This window comes from Myxococcus sp. MISCRS1, assembly GCF_026626605.1.
GTDB classification, from domain to species: domain Bacteria; phylum Myxococcota; class Myxococcia; order Myxococcales; family Myxococcaceae; genus Myxococcus; species Myxococcus fulvus.
Window position 1 is genome coordinate 63,692 of the sequence record NZ_JAPNKB010000002.1, and the last position, 19,443, is coordinate 83,134.

Here is a 19,443-nt window from a genome sequence, read left to right on the forward strand (position 1 = left end):
GGACTCGCCCCGCCGAGTCACCGGCGTGAGCGCCGTTGACGAGATGAATAGTACGTCCACCCCTCTTGGTTGTCAACTTCGGATAGCACAAATACCGCCACGATTTCCCTCTGGCATCCACACCCAGCCCCACCTCTTTCTCCTACTGCCCGACGACGCGGCCTGTGTCCCCATCACGTGCCGCACCAACGTCAGCTGCGTCGACTGCAACGACGATGAGCAATGCACTCAAATGGCGTGCGTGTAGTGCACTGGCGACGACCAATGCCCCATGCGTTTCGAAAGCGCCTTCTGCATTGTTAATAGTGTCGTATTCACTGGAGGCGGTGACATGGCCAAGGGCAAGGGGTCGAGGAAGATTGCTGCGAACAAGGCCCGCGAGGAGAAGGTTCCGAAGGATGCGGCGCGGGTCGAGGATGGCGCGCACGTCGTTGAAGAAACGGCCCACAGGGAGGTGGGGGTCAAGGTGGGGAAGCCCGCAGAGGGCGGAACCATCTGCGCCGTCTACTCCTCATCTGCGAAGCGACAGAAGGGCAGCTTCCCGCAACAGGCGAAGGCGGCCTGGTGGAGCGTTGGCTTGAAGTGGGCCGTCGGCCTCACGGCGACGATTCTCATCTGCATCACGCTCGTCGTCGTGATTTCGGTGGAGTTCAACATCGGGCTGGCCTGAACGGCCGGTGGGGCGACTTCGGCCGTCGTCCACGGGCCGCGGTCACCTCGTGGCGCGGACGACGCTGACGGCGCCCGGGCCCGCCGGGCACCCGCGCCTGCGCGGGTCGAGCGGGGCCGTGGACGTCGCTCGCCGGCCTCTCTCTCCTCCCTCGACAGCCGCCTGGACGACGCCGGCCCCCTCCGGGGCCCCCGGGCCTGCCCGGGGCCGAGAGGGGGCCTGGACGACGCCGGCGTGCTGCTCGAGCTCCGGGCGCCGCCCTGGACGTCGCCTGGGACTCTCCGGGGCCCCCGGGCCCTGCCCGGGGCCGAGAGAGGCCCTGGACGACGCCTGGGCGGCTCGGGGGACGCGACAGGGGGGCCCCAGGCCCCCGACGCCTTCTGCGGCGTGGACGACGCCCGGGCCCGCCGGGCACCCGCGCTCCAGCGCGGGTCGAGCGGGGCCGTGGACGTCGCCCGCCGGCCTCTCTCCGCTCCCTCGACAGCCGCCTGGACGACGCCGGCCCCCTCCGGGGCCCCCGGGCCTGCCCGGGGCCGAGAGGGGGCCTGGACGTCGCCGGCGCGCTGCTCGAGCTCCGGGCGCCGCCCTGGACGTCGCCTGGGTCTCACCGGGGCCCACGGACCTGCCCGGGGCCGAGAGAGGCCCTAGACGACGCCTGGGCGGCTCGGGGGACGCGACAGGGGGCCTCTCGGCCCCCGACGCCCTCACCGGCGTGGACGACGCCCGGGCCCGCCGGGCACCCGCGCCTGCGCGGGTCGAGCGGGGCCGTGGACGTCGCCCGCCGGGGAGTCTCCTCCCCTCCCTCGACAGCCGCCTGGACGACGCCGGCTCCCTCCGGGGCCCCCGGCTTGCCCGGGGTCGAGAGGGGGCCTGGACGTCGCCGGCGTGCTGCTCAAGCTCCGGGCGCCGCCCTGGACGTCGCCTGGGTCTCTCCGGGGCCCACGGGCCTGCCCGGGGCCGAGAGAGGCCCTGGACGACGCCTGGGCGGCTCGGGGGACGCGCGTTCGGATGGCGCACCTCATCGGCTTGGCAGTCGTCGAGCTGTCCGCGCTCGGGTAGCGCACCTCATCGGCTTGGCAGTCGTCGAGCTGTCCGAGGAAGGGCACTCGCGCAATTACTCTCCCTCGGACACGCTCATCCGTCAGGCGGCCTTCCGCAGGGCGGAGTGGGGCTGCTCCTCCTCCCGGCTGCATGCCGGGCACAGTCGGTCCTCGCTGTTCGGCACCGCCGACAGCCGCTTCGAGCGCTTGCTGCATCTCGAGCACGGTGCCCCTTCAGCCTTTTGCAGCACCTTCTCGGCCGCCTCAGCCTCCACCGCTTTCTCCACCGCCTCCAGGTCAACGCCGAGGACATGAGCCGACCCCGACAGCGCCGGCGGAAGCCTGTCCAGCGAAGGCGACGTCGCCCAACGGCTCGACAGAATTTGGACCAGGAGGCCGAATGCCTGGGCTCCTGTCATCGCACCGAGTTCCGCCATCAACCGCTGCCTCACGTCATAGGGCTTGCCCTCCATGCCCCTGACCTTTCCAACGACCCCCCACTCCAGGTAGCTCACGGCATCGACAGCTTGGGCAGCTAGATGGCGCCAGACGTCGTCACTACCACTCGGCGGAGCCTTCTCCGCTGCTGCGGCAACCGCAGCAAGTCCTCGGTGGATGACCTCACGCCTACGACGCAACTGCGCCCGCTCCTCCTTCTGCTTCGCCGCGACGTCACCAGGGACGCTCGACGGAGAAGGAGCGGCCGTGGCCTTGTCACCATAGAGGTACACCAGTGCCTCCCGCGCGTCCTCTTCGCGGCAGAGTTGGTGGGCACGCCCGAGTTTGTCACGAGCGTGAATCACCGGCGGCCGAACCTTTCCGAGAACCGCCCCCCAGGTGCGCAGCTTCGAGTCTTGGAGGCACTGCTGCCCAAGGTCAACGAACCCCGAGGAAGAGGGGAGATAGGTTCCATGGGTGAAGAGCTTTTTCGACTCCTCCTCATCCAACACCTCTTCTCCCTTCGCGAGCGCTTCCTCGCATGTCGCCGTCCAGCCGGCTTCCACCTTCAGGTCGAAGCACCGGCGGTCGGTGCAGAGGTCCTTATCCGACGACGCGCCGAAGAGGTCAGGCGTCGAGCCAGTTCGCCGAGGACAGGCATTGCATGATGGCACGCCGGCCACCAAGTCGTTTTGGTCGGTCGGGAATGGTGCGTCCTTGAGCCGCAGGCGGAAGTTGCGGTCGATGAGGGCTCGTGCCTCGTTGACACCCATCGGGTCTGCCCGCACCGTGAGGGCCGTGGCGGCCTGGTTCTGCGCTTCTCGGTCCGTGATGGTGGCAAGCATCGTCGCCACCTCAACCAGGATTTTGTTCTGCTGGAATGCCTTCCGAGCGGACTTCCCGAGCTTCAGCAGCTGAAGGCGTCGGAGGACGTAGGCCCGTGGCTTGCCGGTCACCCCGGCAATCGTGTCGACCGTATGTCCCTTTCCCAGCAGGGCATGGAAGGCATCCGCCTCATCCAACGGATGAGGGTCCACGCGGAAGAGGTTCTCCAGCAGGTTCGCATGCCTCGCGACCTCGTCGTTCATCTCCCGGCAGATTGCCGGGACATGGCTCAGGCCAGCACGGCGGCACGCACGCACTCGCCTGAAGCCCGCCACCACTTGGACCTTGCCGGTTCCGCCCTCGGTTGGGCGCACCAGAATCGGCGTCAGCACTCCGTTGGCCTTCACGCTCTCCGTCAACTCGGCCAGCGGCGCTTCCTCGAACGTCTTGCGGTAGTTGTCGTCGCCCTCCACCACATCCGCCAACGCCACCATCACGACTCGCTGCTCCACCTGACTCATCGTCACCCCTCTGCCGGGTTTCGTCCCGGCGTCTCGCTGGGACGCGCCCCAGCGGTCGCCTTCCCTCATGCGTCAGCGACAGGCCGAACAATAGGCGATGAGCCGGGCATTTGTCAAAGCAGAATTTGACAAATCATAGAGGCCGACTGTTACTCCTACTGCCCTGGTGAGTGACAGTCAGCATTCCCACCTTCAGCCGCGCAGCAGCGACTTGGGGCAGGGGCAGCCGCTACGCTTTTGCCGCGTCCGCCGCAGTGTGGCGGACGGCCCTCCCACTCGGGGAGCGGGGTGGGGTGGGGAGTTCCCGCGCGCGGCCATGCCGCGACGACGGGAATGGGAACCACAAGTGGTCCCGGTGAGATTGAAACTCCAGAACACAGAACACGCATCCTATGTTCTGCTCACGAATCGAATCGGCCTTCTGCTCGCACAGCGGGGTCCGAGGGTGCGCGGAGGCACGGGCATGGCGACGGTAGAACAGCTTCTCGCGGTGCTCGGCCGTCGCGGAGATGCGCAGGCGAGTGAGCTGGCCACGTGGCTCCAGGTCTCTCGTCCCACGGTGACACGCCTGCTCGCAGCCGCGGGAGACCAACTGTGCCGCATGGGGAAGGGACCCGCGACGCGCTATGCGCGGACACGCTCACTTCCATCGCTCGGCACGCGGCTGAGCCTCCATCGCATCGACGAGGCAGGCTCCGTCCATCGGGACGGCGAGCTCCACCTGCTAGCGGGAGGACGTCACTGGCTGGAACGCGTGAAGGGTGAATCCGAGCTGTTCGAGGGACTGCCACCGTTCGCCGCGGACATGAGTCCTCAGGGATACATCGGAAAGAACTTCTCCCTCCGCTACCCCGAACTCGCCCTGCCCCAGCGCGTGACGGACTGGACGGATGATGACTGTCTGGTCTCGCTCGCGCGGCGAGGCGAGGACTGCGTCGGAGATTTCATCCTCGGCGATGAGTCATTCGACCGGTATCTCGCGACGCCCGACACACACGCCACTGCCGACGACTACCCCCGGCTCGCTCGGGCCTCGGGACAGGGACATCCCGGCTCCTCCGTCGGAGGCGAGCACCCCAAGTTCGCGACGCGCGTGAAGGACCGGCACGTCATCGTGAAGTTCGCGGGCAATGACGAAGGCGCGGCCGCCTCTCGCTGGAAGGACCTCCTCGTCACCGAGCACCTCGCGCTCGAGGCCCTCCGTGACGCGGGGCACGCGGCGGCGTCGACTCGCTGGCTCGATGCGGAGGGCTATCGCTTCCTCGAGGTCGAGCGCTTCGACCGCGTCGGCCTCCGAGGAAGACGCGGCCTGCTCTCACTCGGTGCCAGCGACAATGAGTACCTCGGCGTGCGTGGCACCTGGACCCAGGCCACGCTGAAGCTGAACGAGGCCCGCTTCATCTCCGAGGAGGACGCGCGCCAGGCGCGGTGGCTCGACGTCTTCGGTCAGCTCATCGGCAACACCGACCGGCACTTCGGCAACCTCGCCTTCTTCACGGAAGGACCGAAGCGGTTCCGACTCGCGCCTGCGTACGACATGCTGCCGATGATGTTCGCGCCCGTGGGCACGAACCTCGTCGAGCGCGAGTACACACCTCAGCCCCCCAACGCGACCACGCTGGACGTCTGGCCCGACGCCGCTCGTCGCGCCCTCGCCTACTGGGAGCGGCTCACCCAGGAGCCCGCGCTCAGCGCCCCTTTCCGCGAGCGGTGCGCAACCTGCGCGGATGCATTGCGAGCGTTCATACAGACACAGCGCCTCTGGCGGGACTTACGACGTTCTGGGGCGAGAGAGTAGGCGAGGCCTCCGCGCGCCCACCAGCGCCGATACGAGGGCCTGCGCCACGCGCTCGAGCTCCACCGTGGCCGCTACGCGCCAGGACGCCCGCGCGCGCCCACCAGGTCCTCCACGAGCTCCTCGTCAGCCACCGGGCGCCGGCGAAGCCTTCGCGCGCGCCCCTGAGCGAGCGCGAGGGCCTGCGCGACGTGCTCGAACTCCACCGCGGCCGCCGCGCGCCCCCGGGCGCGCCAGGACGCGCCAGGACGCACGCGCGCCCACAAGGTCCTCCACGAGCTCCTCGTCAGCCACCGGGCGCCGGCGAGGCCTCCGCGCGCGCCCCTGCGCGAGCGCGAGGGCCTGCGCGACGTGCTCGAACTCCACCGCGGCCGCTACGAGCCAGGACGCACTCGCGCGCCCACTAGGTCCTCCACGAGCTCCTCGTCAGCCACCGGGCGCCAGCGAGGCCTTCGCGCGCCCCTGCGCGAGGGCCTGCGCCACGTGCCCGAGTTCCACCGCGGCCGCCGCGCGCCCCCGGCGCGCCAGGACGGACGCGCGCGCCCACCAGGTCCTCCACGAGCTGCTCCTGAGTCACCGGGCGCCGGCGAATGCAGCGCTGCCCCTCGCGCTCAAGCAGTTGCTCGTCAGCTACCGGAATCGTTTCGGACGCCCTTTCCGCTTGACGATCTGCTTTCCCATCCGCGCCAGTCTCTTTGACCGCTGCTCGAACACTTCGACGAGCACATGTTCTAACAGCTCAAGCCCGTCCAAAACCTCCTCTGTCCCAATCCCGCCTGCCCCTCCCTCGTGGCTCCCGATGTTCCCGATCCACTTAACTGCCATGAGCGGTTGAGCCAGGTCCGCATTTCGTTGCCCAAAAAGCCCAATCCGGTCGTGAAGGCTCAGCCTGTGCCGCGGATTCTTTTTTGTTCTTTTGAAGCGCTGAATCTTCAGATGTGTGAGCACGAGTTCCACACAGCTTCGAACCCGGTTGGCGCAGGAGGCGGAATCAGCCCAATACAGAGCCCAAGCCCGGTTGAGTTCCGCCTTAATCTCCGCTGTGCAGTTAGGAGGCACACGAAAGAGCGGCAGGGCTGGGTGGAAGAACTCAGGATGATAATAGGTCGCGAACTGGGGTCCCGTGTCTGGATCAACGTCGGCCACATCGACACTCGTGCGGCCACACACAACGACTGGGTCTGCGCATTCTTCTCGCCGACAGACGAACCGGCCCGCGAAACGACCCCTGTCCCAAGTCGGCTCCCACGCGTCATGCTTACGATCCATGCGCGCATCGGCAGTACGTTCCGAAGTGAACGACTTGCTCACAGGTACAACGGTGCCCTCTTCGCACCGGGGACAAGGCCACGAGGGCGCGTCGTCCAGGGTGAAGGGCTTAGTCCATTTGGTGCGGTCGAATGGCATGTTTCCGAGTCTGGCAGAAGACTCTTGCAGTTACAGCCATCCTCCCCCGCAACCCTTCGCTTAGCAGCAGGTACCGGCACCAGCGCCTGCACCACGCCCTCGAGCTGCAGCGCGGCCTCCGCGCACGCCCACCTGGTCCTCGACAAGTTGATCCTCAGCCCCGGGCGCCGGCGCGGCCCCAGCACCGGCACCAGCGCCTGCGCCACCCGATCCAACTGCACCGTGGCCGCCGCGCGCCACCTGGCGCGCCAGGACGCCCGCGCGCGCCCACCAGGCCCTCCACGAGCTGCTCCTCAGCCCTGGGCGCCGGCGAGGCCGCCGCGCGCGCCCCTGCGCCAGCCCGGGCGCCTGCGCCACGTGCTCGAGCTCCACCGCGGCCGCCGCGCGCCGCCCGGCGCGCCAGGACGCCGGCGCGCGCCCACCAGATCCTCCACGAGCTGCTTCCTCAGCCCCGGGCGCCCCCAGCGCCAGCGCGGGGCCAGCCCCACGTCATCGAGCGCCTCCGCGCGGCCGAAGCGCGCCCCCGCGGCCTGCCAGGACGCCCGGGCGCGCCCACCAGGTCCTCCACGAGCTGCTCCTCAGCCCTGGGCGCCGGCGAGGCCTCAGCGCGCTCCTCTGCGCCATCCCGGGGCCTGCAGCACGCGCCTGATGTGGCGGACGGCCCTCCCACTCGGGGAGCGGGGTGGGGTGGGGAGTTCCCGCGCGCGGCCACGCCGCGACGACGGGAATGGGAACAGCAATCCTCTACTTCTTCACGCCAGGAAGGTACGGGCCACGCTTCAGCGCATTTCTTCGAGCCCTCATTGCATCGAACGCCGGCTTCTTCTGGTTGTACCAGCGCTGCTGTGCCGACGACAGACAGGGCCACAGTTGCCGTACTTTGAAGTCGTCCATTTCCAAGAGGGAGTCCTGCTCAGCATCCTTCTTCAACTTGACCTTCAGATAGCTGAGTTGAAGGTCGATTTTGTTCGCGGTGAGGCGCCACACGATGAGGGATGCCTGCTTCGGAGAGAGGCCACGCTCGTGTGCGTCGTCTGCAATGCTAGCGAGCATTGTCGAGTCGACAGCGTCGTCGACCTTCGCGAGTTGAACGAGAGCTCGGCGAACAGCTCGGCGTCGCGAGTCGTCCTCCATCTTCCGGCGGTCCTTAGCCACAATCGTCGCTGCCGCAGCACCGCGCTGCCGCAGACCGTCCTCATCGATGACAGCGACGTCGAAGCGGGTGATGCACTCCGAACCGATTTGGAGCTGGTGAGTCGTGAAGCGGTTCACGATTTCGAACTGATATCGGATGGGGTAGTGGTCACAGAGTTGGCAGGTTTCCACGGCATCTTGGACGTCGTTTCCGTCACCGCGGTACTCCCACTCCCTCAGAGCCTCAGTCACGTTGTGCTGGTTCCGACTGAGGGGAAGGATGTTGTGAGCGACGCGCTGCAGATACGCCGGGGGTAGACTGGTGGTCATCGTCGGAACTCCATCGGAGGCGTGGCTCGAATTCTGACGGAGAAGTTCTGGGGGTCAATCCATGGGCCACTCCTCGTGGTGATGGGGAAGGCGCTGCGCGAGGGGAGGGGGGCGACGCCTGACGCCCGTGGAGGTCACGACGCCCCAGCGCCAGCCCGGGGCCTGCGCCACGTGCTCGAGCTCCACTGCGGCCGGCGCGCGCCCCTGGGCGCGCCAGGACGCCCGCGCCGCGCCCACCAGGTCCTCCACGAGCTCCTCGTCAGCCACCGGGCGCCGGCGAGGCCTCCGCGCGCGCCCCTGCGCGAGCGCGAGGGCCTGCGCCACGTGCTCGAGCTCCACTGCGGCCGCCGCGCGGCCCCGCGCGCGCCAGGACGCCCGCGCGCGCCTACCAGGTCCTCCACGAGCTCCTCCTCAGCCACCGGGCGCCGGCGCGGCCCCGCGCGCGCCCCTGCGCCAGCACCAGGGCCTGCACCACGCAGCGGCCGACGCGCGCCCCCGGGCGCGCCAGGACGCCCGCGCGCGCCCACCAGGTCCTCCACGAGCTCCTCCTCAGCCACCGGGCGCCGGCGAGGCCTCCGCGCGCGCCCCTGCGCGAGAGCGAGGGCCTGCGCCACCTGCTTGAGCTCCACCGCGGCCGACGCGCGCCCCCGGGCGCGCCAGGACGCACACGCGCGCCCACTAGGTCCTCCACAAGCTCCTCGTCAGCCCCGGGCGCCGGCCAGCACCAGGGCCTGCACCACGCCGCGGCCGACGCGCGCCCCCGGGCGCGCCAGGGCGCCCGCGCCGCGCCCACCAGGTCCTCCACGAGCTGCTCCTCAGCCCCGGGCGCCGGCGAGGCCTCCGCGCGCGCCCCTGCGCGAGAGCGAGGGCCTGCGCCACCTGCTTGAGCTCCACCGCGGCCGACGCGCGCCCCCGGGCGCGCCAGGACGCACGCGCGCGCCCACCAGGTCCTCCACGAGCTCCTCCTCAGCCACCGGGCGCCGGCGAGGCCTCCGCGCGCGCCCCTGCGCGAGAGCGAGGGCCTGCGCCACCTGCTTGAGCTCCACCGCGGCCGACGCGCGCCCCCGGGCGCGCCAGGACGCACGCGCGCGCCCACCAGGTCCTCCACAAGCTCCTCGTCAGCCCCGGGCGCCGGCCAGCACCAGGGCCTGCACCACGCCGCGGCCGACGCGCGCCCCCGGGCGCGCCAGGACGCCCGCGCCGCGCCCACCAGGTCCTCCACGAGCTCCTCGTCAGCCCCCGGCGCCGGCGCGGCCTCGCGCGCGCCCCTGCGCGAGAGCGAGGGCCTGCGCCAGCTGCTCCTCAGCTCCGCGCGCCACCCAGCACTGGGGCAGTAGGAGAAAGAGCCCCTCTCTACTCTCCCGCCGTAACGTCACTCAGCTCGAGGAAGAAGTCGCTAGCGGCCTCGTCCGGGTCGGCAGCTGTGCTCGTGCTCTTCGCGTGACCCGCTACCTTCGCCGACTTCCAGTACCGGATTGAGGTCGCCACCGCGTCCGACAGTTCCGGCACACCGATGGCCTGGCCGTAGAGGTCTGCGATGCACGACCGGAGGCTCTCCGGCGACGAGCCAGGTGACTCATCTCCACAGGCCTTCGCAAAGTGCGCAAGCTGCGCCGAGCCGATGCGAATGTTCTGGCATCCGTCGAAGAGGCTCTCCGGTGCCTCGCCAACTGTTCTCGCCCAAATGCTCGGCACCGAGAGAAGACCGATGACGGCTGTCCCACGAGCGGCAGTCAGCTTCGCAAGCGCGGCCTCGCCCGCTGCACGGCTGAGGGCATAGGTCGGCATGTTGCGGCGAGAAGTGTCCGCCACGAAGTGCGGCAGACCGCGACTGTGGACCCGGACGATGGCATGCACCAACGTGGGGTCAGGAGTGTAGAGGCTGCAAGACGCGATAAGGGCTAGTACGTCCAAAGCGGTACCACCTCTCCACGAACCTCAGCGGCTGCCACCAGCCCGAAGTAGCGCCCATCGAAGCTCTTGGGGTGTGTGCCGACGGGGAGAAAGAAACCGTGGGGGACGACACCGCAGAAGGCGGTGGAGGGCAGCGGCCGACCAGAGGAATCCAGGGGGAGAATCTCCCCACGGGTGACACCGTTGATGAGCAGTTGCCCGTTGAGGGTGCACACCTCGTCACCCTCGACGGCAGCAGCCGGCTTGACGAGGAAGGCGCCCGGACGCAGGTAGCGACGGTCCTCGACCATTCCACGAACCGCAGAAGGAACAGGGAAAGCGACGAGCATTCCTCGCTCAGGGCTCCGTGGGCTCGTTCGCCAGTAGATGCCCAAGGGCATGCTCGGCGTTTCGTTGACGATGAGGTGGCTGCAGATGAGGCAGGCCAACGCAACCGCACCGAGCGCGGCCGCCCAGAGGATGAAGAGAGTCCGCAGAGATTTCATGGGCGGGTGAGAAGCGAGGGGAGGACTTTGGCCGAAGGGATGCGACCGCCAAGGACGGTCGCCACACGAAGAAAGAAGGAGTCGGGCAACTGCTCGACGACAGTCCCGACGCGCTCAAGGTGCTCGAAGAGCGAGCGCAGCAGCCGGACACGGCCCCAGGTGCTGACCTCGATGAGCTTCGTCGCGTCCGGGTACACCCCCGGGATGTGGAGACGCCCCCCCTCGACGCCACTGAGCTGGGTCCGGAACACCCAGCACCGAGGCCGATTGTGCTGCACAACGAGGTACCCGACGACGGCGCCTGGCCCAAAGAGAGCGATGGGACCGCGAGCGCCCGCCTGCTGTGAAAGAGGTCTCCCGTGGAAGAGGCTGCACGAGAGGGCAGGCGCCTCCCTGAGCTGAACAGCCGTGGCATCGCTCCCCGACGTCATTTCTTCAGCACCTCACCGTGCGAGCTCGACGCCCCGGCTACGCCCTACAGCCCTCCGGCGATGCATCTCGACGGTTCGGATGTAGGCCTGCTCCCGGGCCTTGAGTTCATCGTTCCAGTCCTTGCCGATGCTCGGCACGGCCCGCTCGACCCGGATGCGAGGGTTCACCGCCGCAGCAATCTCCTTGCAGGTGGCAGCAAGCTTGTCGCCACCAGCATCCTTGTCGAACGCAGTGATGACGACGCCATCCTCCGGCATCTTCCGAATCATCCGCGCGATGAGGTCGTGCTGATGGGGACTGAGGGCGCCACCCGTCGACGCGTAGCGATGGTCAGGCCCGCCGCGGAGCTGGTGATAGCTGAAGGCATCAATCGTGGCCTCGGTGAGCACGAGGACCTTGTCCGTTGACTTCGCGATGCTGGCCCAGACCGCTTTGATGCCCCCCTTGGCAAACCCCGTATACCCGCGGTTCTTCACCTCGTAGCCAGAGACCCCCTCGACGTCGCGGTGGAGGAAGATGGCGTTGCCGCGCGAGTCCTCGCGCCACGTCCCAGCGAAACGAGGGTCCGTGAGCGTCTCCGGACGAATGCCCCTGCTGTTGAGGTACTGCGACGTCTCGGGCTGGTGCATCGCCCTCACCCTCTGCTGCACTCCTGGCCGATCTGCATCAGCCACCTCAAGGGCATGAACGTACTCAGGAAGCGGTGGCTTCGGCCGAACATCGCCCATGTAGCTCCGCAGCTCCTTGCGGACCTGACCGAGTGACCCCCGGTTGCGTCGCTGGCAGAAGTCGATGATGGTCCCGTTGTCGTTGTCGTCACGCACCGAGAAGTAGACGAAGTGCCCATCGCCGCTCCGCTTGATGATGACTTTGTCATCCGTGGCGGGGTGCCGCATCGTGACTGCAGCGCGACTCGACTCCTCCCGTGAAAATGTGTAGCCGAGCGTCGCCGCGTACTCCGGCAGACTGATCTCGGACTTGAAGCGCTGGAGTTCGTTGTCGTCCATGGGTCGTCCAATCAGCCAAGAGACTGCGAAGGGGGGCGGGGAGGGAACACGATGATGGTGGCGCGGCGAGCGTTGAGTCCGGCGTGAAGCGCCTGTACCAGCGTGGCCGCCTCCGAGAGGACTCCGACAGTGCTAGAGACATTCGAGCCGTCCGAAGCCCCATTTCGCGCCAGGAGGATCCCGGCACCTGCGGCAAGCTCCTCGAGGTCACGCCTGGCATGTGACGTCACCGAGCGAACGTCAGCGGCCCGTCCGCTGAGGTCGGGACACCGCTCTACAAGCTCCTCGATGCGAGCGAACGCGCCCATGAGGAGCTGGACCTGGGAGATGAGGACGAGAGGGGACATTCAGAGTTCCTCGCTCACATCAGAAGGGGACATCTTCGTCAGAGAACGGAGGCGGCTCGCCACCTCGCGCGGCCGCGTCCGGCCCCACGCCACTCGACCCGGTTGGCTTCGGCTCGGCGCGGTGACCAAGGAACCGCACCTGCGAGGCGACGATTTCGGTGGCGTAGTGCGTGTGGCCCTCCGTGTCCTTCCACTCCCGCGTCTGCAGTTCCCCCTCGACGTAGATTTGGCGCCCCTTCGTCAGGTGTTCATGGCAGAGCTCAGCCGTCCGCCCCCAAACGACGATGCGGTGCCATTCGGTTCGCTCCTTCCGCGTGCCGCCCTTCTCCCCGTACGTCGTCGTCGTAGCGAGTCGGATGTTCCCGACGGACTTGCCGCCATGAGTCTTCCGCAGTTCCGGGTCGGCGCCGAGGTTTCCAATCAGCATGACCTTGTTGATGCCTTCCATCTTGTTCTCCTGGTGGTTGCGTAGGTGCTTCAAGTGGAGGGGGAGGGCTTGCGCGCCCCAGCTTTGGCAGCGGGGGATCCGCGCATCCGCGGCCCTGTCTTCTTCGGACGCTTCCCTCCGGCGCGCGCGGCGCCGGGTGCTGCTGGCTTGCCCTTCGCGTCCTCAAGCGTCGAGCGGCAGACGCGGCAGCTCCAGAACGGCCCCTTGCTGCCCTTCAGTGCGCGGAGGCTCCCACTGCATCCCTGCTTCGGGCAGGGATGGGCTGCGGTGATGGTGAGTGGGCCCTGTTGGCGAGCCTTCTCCACCAAGGAGCGGAGCTGCGTGGTGACTCCCGCGATGAAGCGGTCGAGAGTCACCTTTCCGTCCCCTGATTGAACTCGCTGGAGGGCATCCTCCCAGAGGGCAGTCAGGTCAGGAGTCGTCACTACATCCGGCAGCGCCTTGATGAGGGCACGGCCAGTGTCCGTCGAGATGACCGACTTCCCCTTCCGCTCGACAAAGCTCCGCTCGAAGAGCGTCTCGATGATGTTGGCGCGTGTTGCTGGCGTACCGATGCCGCGGGCATCCCCCTCGACACCTGCCTGCACCTTCTGGAACAGCTCTCGTACCTTGGGGTTCGTTACATACTTGGCGATGTTGATCATCGCAGCCGTCAGTGTCGCCTCCGTGAACGGCTTCGGTGGCTTGGTCGTCCGCTCAAGAATGCTGACGGGCGCGGCCTTGACCATCTCCCCCTCGTTGAGGGGAGGAAGAGGAGTCGCAGCCGGCGCAGATTCCTCGCCCTCACCAGCCTCTTCCGCCTGGCTGTTGCTGGCAGGCTGGAGCTTCCGCCAACCAGGAAGGACAGGTTGGCGGCCCGTCGCACGGAAGTACTCGCCAGCAACCACAATCTCCAGCTCAGCCTGAAGAAACTCGTGGGCTGGATAGAACTGCTGGAGGTAGCGCCGCGCGATGAGGTCGTAGACGCGCAGTTCCTGCTCGGCCAGGCCGCTCGGTGCTGACTCCGTGGGGGTTGGGATGATGCCGAAGTGCGCGGTGACCTTCGCGTCGTTCCACGCCTTCGAGCGGAGGGAGTAGTCGGCTCCAGCCACGTGGCTACCCAGCGCCGGGAGGACCTTCGCGATTGCCCGTGCCACTTGAGGTCCCTGGGCGTGATGGCTCTCCGGAAGATACGAGCAGTCGCTGCGGGGGTACGTCGTGAGTCGATGCGTCTCGTAGAGACGCTGCGCGATGTCCAAGACCTCTTTCGTCGACAGGCCGAGTTGCCGGTTCGCCTCAATCTGCAAGTCGCCCAGGGAGTACGGCAGCGGAGGAGCCTCGAGCACCTTCTTCCGGGTTGCTCGCGTCACCTTGCCAAGCTGACCCTCGGTTCGTGCCTGGACCTTCTGGGCACGCTCGAGGCTACAGAGTCGACCATCTTCGTCGAGATGGGGTGCATCCTCGTCGCGTGGCCGCCACTGAGCGCTGAAGCTCCCGGCCGCAGCCGTCATCGTCCCCTGGACGACCCAGAAGGGGCGCGGCTTGAAGTCCGCAATCTCCAGGTCTCGACGAACGATGACACCCAAAAGTGGCGTCTGAACACGTCCGACACTGAGGGTTCCGTCGTATCCCCCCTGCTGCCCGAGAAGAGTGTAGAGGCGCGTGAGGTTGAGTCCGACGAGCCAGTCAGCTCGCTGGCGGCCAAGGGCTGCTTCGCTCTGGGACTTGAAGCGGGCGTTGGGCTGCAGCGCACCGAAGGCCGCGCGAATGGCCGGAGGGTTCAAATCCCGGAGGAGGACTCGGTCAACCGGCCCTCGAAAGCCGACGAAGTCGAGGACCTCATCCACCAGCAACTGCCCCTCACGGTCCGGGTCACCCGCGTGGACAACCCGCTGAGCTTTCCCGATGAGCGCGGTCAGCCCCTTGAGAAGTTCCTCCTCTTTGGGAACGAGGAGCCACTTCGTGGGGACAATGGGCAACGGAGCGAGGTCCCAGCGCTTCAAGTCTTCCGCGTACGCAGCGGGTGGCGCCATCTCCAGGATGTGGCCGACGCACCACGCCACCACATCACCATTCGACAACAGAATGGCGCTCCCCTGGCGGCGGTGGTTCGGGTCGAGAGCCTCGGCAATCGCGCGGGCGAGCGATGGTTTCTCGGCAATGATGAGGGCCATGTGGTCTCCAGCAACACAATGTCCGTACTTCCATAGCATCACAGTTTCTGCACTACAATGGTATGACAGACCTCCCAGGAAACGAGAAAGGGCCGACCCGCGTTTGCGGACCGGCCCTCTCCGTCGCTCGCCCCTCAATGCAGTTCGCTACTCGGTCGGGTAGGGCGTCAGGTAAAGGTCCTTGGAGACCAGGACGTTCACCTTGAAGCCCGGACGGATTGTGAGGGTGGGCTGCACGTCCATGTTCTTCTGCGTCAGCCGCTGGCCGGCTGAGTTTACGGCCTGCGCGCCCCCTGCAGCCCACTGCTGCGGCAAGGACGGATTGAGGCCGCCGACCCCCGTCGCAGCCTGAGTGGCGGCTGACAGCAGCGAGGAGAGCACCACGCCAGTCGCAATCCGGCCCCAGTGGTTGTCCACGTCGTCGGCCACTCCGGTGTAACCCTGGGTGTCGACTCCCGGCATGCACTCGAGGTCCACACTCGAACCATCGGGCCGAATCAGCCTGTCCCAGCAGAGCAGCACGCGCTCTTGGCCGTATGCCACCATCGAGTCGTACTTCGCCAGGACGGTCGAGCCCTGGGGAATCATCACCGACGTTCCGGTGACCGAGTCATAGACCTGAGACGTCACCTGGCCCTTGATGAGGCCCGGCAGGGAGGTGTTGATGCCGGAAATCAAGGTCACAGGAATCAAAGTGCCCGCATGCACAACCGGGCCAGCAGGCGCGCGTGTCATCGCCTTGCCGACGTTCCCGCTTCGACTCTCGACGAACGCAATCTTGCGCCCCTGGAGATTCGGGTCCTCCCCACTTCCAGCACCGTGGCCTCCCGCCCCCTGAGCACCTCCCTGCGGAGCCGCACCGGGAGCCGCCGCCAGCATGTTGGGCGAGGAGCCACCCATGGCGTCATCCCCACCTCCGCCCCCGAAGAACAAGTCGCTGGTGCGTGCCTGGAGTTCCTGTTCGAGCTCCATCTCCAACAACCGCTGCTGCTCAGGGCTGCCGGCCGGAGTGGCGCCAACGCCCCGGAGCGGCCCTGGAGTGGGCCCGGCCGGAAGCACCAGTGGCTCCTTGACCGCTACGGCAACCGGGAGACGGCGACCTGGTTGCTCCATGCTCTCCAGGTCGATGTCAGGCGGAGGCGTAGGGAGCGTTGGGACATCCGGCGCGGCCCGAATGACGTCCGGCAGCGCAGGAGCGGCCTCCGGCATCTCCGGCAACGGCTTCCCTGGAGACAGCCCCCCAGCGACCGTCACAACGGAAGGCTTCGTCTGCCGCTCCGCAGACTCCGCGGGAGCTGGCTCCTCGAGGACCGCCGAGACGGCGGCCAGCAGCGCCACGCCGGCGACTGCAGCACCGGCAATCAGCGGCCCCTTGCGCAGGGTACGGCCACGCTTGCGAGGAAGCCTCAGTCGCTCGTCGTCCGGCGACACCTTGCTCTTGTGAATGTCCGTGAGGTTCGTCACTCCACCATGCGCCTTGCCGCTGGCAGTAGGGAGGGGAAGAACCTTGCCACCCGAGGAACTCTGCGAGTCGGGAGGCGGAAGTTGGCGGTGCCCTGGGTTGGCCATTTCGTCCTCAGTTGTCAGTGGTCGTGCGGACGACGCGGACGACGTCCTGGTCGTTCTGCCCCAAGCGCAGCTCCGCAGCGTCGAAGAGGCGGTCAACCTCGTAGACGTTGCCTCGAATCCTGTAGTTCGCCATCTCAGGCTTGTTGTCGCGGCTCATCACGTAGAGCGCGGGCGCCTCGCGGTTCACGATGGACGTTGGGAACGAGATGTACGTCTTCCGCCCGTCGTCGAACGCCTTCACCGGCTTCCATGAGGGGCTGCCCCGGAGCACGTCAATCCGGTAGCCGAAGTTCGTGTTCGCCACATCGACAACCGGCATGGGGGGCGGCTTCGGAGCTGCCATTGCGATAGGGCCCTGAGACGGGTCCCCAATCATCTCCATCTCCTCGGGCGGATACATCCACTGGACGGCCACCATGTACGTCTCCGGGTAGGACTTCATCTGCAACCGATATGTCCGCCTGTTGGTGTTGATGGAGAGGGTGGTGTGCAGCCCATCCTTCAGCGGCCGGACGTAGACGTGCCACACCTCCTGTCCTCCTTCCGCGCCCTGCGCCACGCCTGCCTTCCATCGCACGGTGTCACCGGCAACAGGCTTCCCGACAATCTTCTCGCCGGGTTGGAGCTGGATGTCCGTGACGCAGCATGGGGCGGCGTAGACTTGGTACAAGGCGCCGGGCTCGTAGGTGTACTGCATGATTGCGTTGAAGTAGCCGTCGGCATCCGGTCCTTGGGTCGCTCGCCGAGTTGCCGCCTCCACGACAGCCTCGGGGCGCTGAGGAGCGGATGGTCTGCTCGAGCTCGGGTCCGGGAGCTTCCTGATGAACTGCTGTGGCGCAACCTGGGGAGAGGCCACCGGCGGCGCAGCGGCAGGCTCGACGATTGGCTTCGCGGGCACGTACGTCTCGGGCGCCGACCGCTGAGCAGGAGAGGAGGTGGTGCACGCAACGGTGGTTGCGAACAGGATGGAGTACAGCAGGCAGCGGGTGTTGTGCATGACGGTGTTGCTCCTCTTCATTTGAGACGGTCCCAATGAAACTCTTCGACAAGCAGCCCGAGCGGGTTTGCCGCGAGCTGCAACTCGGACTCGACGGGGTGCTGGGCCACGGTGAACATCCCGCGCCACAAGGACTCGTCGCGCGGGCTCCCGCGCTCGTCCCAGGTCGTCTCGAGCCAGTCGACCTGCCATGTGCCCTGGGACACCTGGACCATCGACTTCACCTCGACGGTCACTCGCTCCTTGGCTGACCGTGCGATGGGGTTGTTCTCACGCGCGTACTTCCCCAGCGCCACCTGTGCAGTGCGGGACGTCAACAGCCAGGCCTCCTCCCAGTTGCGCTTCACCACTGCTGTGTCCGCGGAGATGCTGCGGATTGCAGTGAGGAACCGGCGAAGGTGGAACCTGATGACGGCGTCGGTCGGTTTGTACTCCTCCGCCACCTTTCCCGCGGGCCCGCGGTAGGTGGCCGCTCCGACCTGGTCGACCTCGATGACATGCGGCACGTACCTCGGCCGTGAGCCAAGGAAGATGACGCCCATCACGGCGATGAGCGCGATGAGGCCGGCGCCGAAGGTCGCCAGTCGCCAGTTGGCGGCCTGGACACGCGAGCTCCCTATTCTGTCGTCCCACTCCTTCGCGGCGCGCCGGAACGGCGTGTCGATTGGTTTGCTGGGTCCATAGTTCGGTGAGGGTTGAGCCATGGCGTGTCACGCTCCGTACTTGCGCGTCGGGTTCACGGGGGGAGACTGAGGGAGGGCGTTGAGCTGCTTGGCGGCGTCCGCAGCCCATGCAGGAGCGTCCGGCGTTGCGGCCGGGCGACCGGCATCACCGCCATCCGGGCCATTCGGCGGGGTGGGGCTTCCAGCCGGAAGCGGGCCCTTCGCACCGGGCATCTCCGAAAGTGAGGTGGGCGGGGTGGATGGAGCCTCACCAGATTGGCCGCCTGGTGCCTCCGCCGACGGATTGAGCGCCTCAATCGCGGCGAGCTGCCCGCGCCGGAACTTCTCCATCATCGGCCCGGCTGCGCCATCGGCCGCACCTCCTACGCCGTTCACGAGTGCCCCCTGGGCAGCTTTGAACGCGCCGCCGAGGCCACCAGTGAGGCGAGCGCCAAGCCCTCCGCCCTCCGAAGCCGCGGCGCCCATCTTCGCGCCTTGAGCGAGGACTCCCGCAGTTGTCATTGCCCCACCACCGACGGCACCTGCGAGCGCTTTGACACCATCGACGATGCCAGTGCTCTCCGCCGCCTTCGCCGCGTTCTGGCCAGCTGCAGCCCCCGTGTGAGCAGTGTCACCGGCGCTCAGCGACGGGGCACCACCCAGCCACCCTGCAGCGACCTGCGGAGCCTTCCAGAACAGAAACGCCAGGGCGCCGACGGTCAACATCATGGCGCAGAGCTCGTTGTAGGTAATCACGTCCTTCGAGAATCGGAGGTTCCGAAGGAGGGGCTCTACAACGCCAACGACCAGGGCCAGCGTCATCATTTTGAAGGCACTTGAGACGACACCGCCGATAGCTTTCTCCGCGATGAATGCCAGCGGCTTGAAGATGCCAAAGGGCATCGCAACGCCGGCAAGGCACATCCACAGGTAGTGCTCAATCACCGCGAAGAAGACCTGAATCGCCATCACGAAGAAGCACGCGATGATGACCAGGTACGCGAGGCCAAATACTATTGACTCCGCCAGTGGGTCTCCGAAGGACTTGTCACCCAGTTGCGTGACAAGGACTGCAGTCGCGTCGAGGCCGTAGGCCGCAATCGTCGAGGGGTCGAACATCAGCGACTCATCACCGCCCCTCCCAACGGCGACGAACCCGAGACGTATCAGCGACGACACGAACACATGGACCAGGGTCGGGTAGCTCTGAATCACCCAGGCCCAGCCGCCAAGGAAGAACGCCTTCTTGAAGCCATCGGGAACCCCCTT

General features: G+C 67.3%; 17 protein-coding genes. 2 read left to right on the forward strand and 15 right to left on the reverse strand.

Annotated elements, in window-relative coordinates; all coding sequences use genetic code 11:
* Nucleotides 1-331 precede the first annotated feature (331 nt).
* Nucleotides 332-670: a hypothetical protein gene (locus OWM54_RS43115; protein WP_267701291.1), complete on the forward strand. Its 339-nt coding sequence runs from the start codon at nucleotides 332-334 to the stop codon at nucleotides 668-670.
* Nucleotides 671-1,811: 1,141 nt separating this feature from the next.
* Here OWM54_RS43115 and OWM54_RS43120 read toward each other — a convergent pair.
* Nucleotides 1,812-3,494, reverse strand: a complete 1,683-nt coding sequence (locus OWM54_RS43120; protein WP_267701292.1) for a ParB/RepB/Spo0J family partition protein — start codon at nucleotides 3,492-3,494, stop codon at nucleotides 1,812-1,814.
* Nucleotides 3,495-3,957: 463 nt separating this feature from the next.
* On the opposite strand from OWM54_RS43120, the gene yjjJ reads away from it, so the two are divergent.
* Nucleotides 3,958-5,292, forward strand: a complete 1,335-nt coding sequence (gene yjjJ / locus OWM54_RS43125) for a type II toxin-antitoxin system HipA family toxin YjjJ (protein WP_267701293.1) — start codon at nucleotides 3,958-3,960, stop codon at nucleotides 5,290-5,292.
* Nucleotides 5,293-5,363: 71 nt separating this feature from the next.
* Here the strand turns inward: yjjJ and OWM54_RS43130 are convergent, their stop codons facing one another.
* The 14 genes from OWM54_RS43130 to OWM54_RS43195 all read right to left on the reverse strand — a co-directional run.
* Entirely contained in the window at nucleotides 5,364-5,543 is a 180-nt protein-coding gene (locus tag OWM54_RS43130; RefSeq protein WP_267701294.1) for a hypothetical protein, read from the reverse strand.
* Nucleotides 5,544-5,919: 376 nt separating this feature from the next.
* A complete protein-coding gene (locus OWM54_RS43135) occupies nucleotides 5,920-6,435 on the reverse strand; it encodes a DUF4145 domain-containing protein (protein WP_267701295.1) in 516 nt (171 codons plus the stop codon).
* A 1,005-nt stretch (nucleotides 6,436-7,440) separates the two neighbouring features.
* Nucleotides 7,441-8,160 (reverse strand): hypothetical protein, encoded by a 720-nt coding sequence (locus OWM54_RS43140; protein WP_267701296.1) that lies wholly within the window; start codon nucleotides 8,158-8,160, stop codon nucleotides 7,441-7,443.
* Between the two features lie 54 nt (nucleotides 8,161-8,214).
* Nucleotides 8,215-8,484: a hypothetical protein gene (locus OWM54_RS43145; RefSeq protein ID WP_267701297.1), complete on the reverse strand. Its 270-nt coding sequence runs from the start codon at nucleotides 8,482-8,484 to the stop codon at nucleotides 8,215-8,217.
* Nucleotides 8,485-9,513: 1,029 nt separating this feature from the next.
* Nucleotides 9,514-9,948 (reverse strand): hypothetical protein, encoded by a 435-nt coding sequence (locus OWM54_RS43150; protein WP_267701298.1) that lies wholly within the window; start codon nucleotides 9,946-9,948, stop codon nucleotides 9,514-9,516.
* 113 nt (nucleotides 9,949-10,061) lie between these two features.
* Nucleotides 10,062-10,559: a conjugative transfer signal peptidase TraF gene (traF, locus tag OWM54_RS43155; protein WP_267701299.1), complete on the reverse strand. Its 498-nt coding sequence runs from the start codon at nucleotides 10,557-10,559 to the stop codon at nucleotides 10,062-10,064.
* Between the two features lie 443 nt (nucleotides 10,560-11,002).
* Nucleotides 11,003-11,998 (reverse strand): toprim domain-containing protein, encoded by a 996-nt coding sequence (locus OWM54_RS43160; RefSeq protein WP_267701300.1) that lies wholly within the window; start codon nucleotides 11,996-11,998, stop codon nucleotides 11,003-11,005.
* 11 nt (nucleotides 11,999-12,009) lie between these two features.
* Entirely contained in the window at nucleotides 12,010-12,345 is a 336-nt protein-coding gene (locus OWM54_RS43165; protein ID WP_267701301.1) for a hypothetical protein, read from the reverse strand.
* Nucleotides 12,346-12,364: 19 nt separating this feature from the next.
* Nucleotides 12,365-12,793, reverse strand: coding sequence for a single-stranded DNA-binding protein (locus OWM54_RS43170; protein WP_267701302.1), 429 nt, complete (start codon nucleotides 12,791-12,793; stop codon nucleotides 12,365-12,367).
* A 29-nt stretch (nucleotides 12,794-12,822) separates the two neighbouring features.
* Nucleotides 12,823-14,946 (reverse strand): DNA topoisomerase III, encoded by a 2,124-nt coding sequence (locus tag OWM54_RS43175; RefSeq protein ID WP_267701303.1) that lies wholly within the window; start codon nucleotides 14,944-14,946, stop codon nucleotides 12,823-12,825.
* Between the two features lie 147 nt (nucleotides 14,947-15,093).
* On the reverse strand, nucleotides 15,094-16,410 hold the full coding sequence (locus OWM54_RS43180) for a TrbI/VirB10 family protein (RefSeq protein WP_267701304.1): 1,317 nt from the start codon (nucleotides 16,408-16,410) through the stop codon (nucleotides 15,094-15,096).
* Nucleotides 16,411-16,522: 112 nt separating this feature from the next.
* On the reverse strand, nucleotides 16,523-17,533 hold the full coding sequence (trbG, locus tag OWM54_RS43185) for a P-type conjugative transfer protein TrbG (protein WP_267701305.1): 1,011 nt from the start codon (nucleotides 17,531-17,533) through the stop codon (nucleotides 16,523-16,525).
* Entirely contained in the window at nucleotides 17,530-18,216 is a 687-nt protein-coding gene (gene trbF / locus OWM54_RS43190; RefSeq protein ID WP_267701306.1) for a conjugal transfer protein TrbF, read from the reverse strand. The genes trbG and trbF overlap by 4 nt, the downstream gene beginning before the upstream one ends.
* A gap of 6 nt (nucleotides 18,217-18,222) precedes the next feature.
* Nucleotides 18,223-19,443 (reverse strand): type IV secretion system protein (locus OWM54_RS43195; RefSeq protein WP_267701307.1); only part of this gene is annotated, 1,221 nt, incomplete at its 5' end.